At 64.3% G+C, this 1,082-nt stretch carries 1 protein-coding gene; it reads left to right on the top strand.

The genetic code is table 11. The features are described 5' to 3' along the window. The coding region (locus MOV75_RS39325) for a family 1 glycosylhydrolase (protein WP_247008217.1) at positions 1–733 on the top strand (733 nt) is incomplete at its 5' end. Between the last annotated feature and the right edge of the window lie 349 nt (positions 734–1,082).

The raw sequence follows: 1,082 nt of genomic DNA, 5'->3' as shown, positions 1-1,082 counted from the left end.
GGCGGTGCGCGCCCATGGCCGCCGTGGCACCAAAGTGGGGCCGGCGGAGAACGTCGATGCCTGCGCCCCTGCGATCGACACGCCGGAGAACGTCCGCGCCGCCGAGATTGCGCTCCGCGAAATGAATGCCGGCTATCTCAACGTCATCATGACGGGCCGCTATACCGACGCCTTCCTGAAATTCGCCGGGCCGAACGCGCCGAAATTCACCGATGCGGAGCTGAAGACCATCTCCTCGCCGGTCGATTTCCTCGGCCTCAACATCTACGCGCCGCAGAACTACGTGGTGGCCTCCGACCAGGGCGCAGGCTTCATGCCGCTGCCGATCCCGAAATCGTTCCCGCACATGAATTCGGACTGGCTGCGCGTCGGGCCGGAGACGCTCTATTGGGTGCCGAAGCTGGCGGCAAAGATCTGGAAGACGGACGCGATCTATATCAGCGAGAACGGCGCATCCGGCGACGACGTCGTGACGCCGGATGGCAAGATCTACGACACCGACCGCATCATGTACCTGCGCAACTATCTCGCCCAGCTCCAGCGCGCCACCAATGAGGGCGTGCCGGTGCGCGGCTATTTCCTCTGGAGCCTGATGGACAATTTCGAGTGGGTGTATGGGCTGAACAAGCGTTTCGGACTGTACCATGTCAATTTCGACACGCAGGTCCGCACGCCGAAACTCAGCGCCAGTTTTTATCGCAACGTGATCGCGAAGAACGCGGCGGGAGCGTGACCGCTTCCCTCGTGTAGAAGTCGTCCTGCCCGGGCTCGTCCCGCCTGCGTGGCCGAAGCCGCCTCGGCGAGGCGAGGGCGGGACAAGCCCGGCCATGACGTCGCTGAGGCTTTCGCGCAGCGGAAAATCCGGGTGAGGGGCGGGAGAGGGCGTGGCCACCCCGCATTGACTCTCCTCTCCGCCTTATTCAGAACCGTCCTCAACACTCACAACAAGAGGACAACGCCAATGGCTGACGCGCTGATCATCGATGCCTGCCGGACCCCGCGCGGCGTCGGCAAGGCCGGCAAGGGAGCGCTGTCGGGTATTCATCCGCAGCAGCTCGGCGCAACCGTGCTGCGGGCGCTCG

Origin of the sequence: Bradyrhizobium sp. PRIMUS42 (assembly GCF_023006515.1) — a bacterium.
In the GTDB taxonomy this organism is placed as follows: Bacteria; Pseudomonadota; Alphaproteobacteria; order Rhizobiales; family Xanthobacteraceae; genus Bradyrhizobium.
The sequence above is the reverse complement of the archived record's forward strand: the minus strand, read 5'-3'. Positions and strand labels throughout refer to the sequence as shown.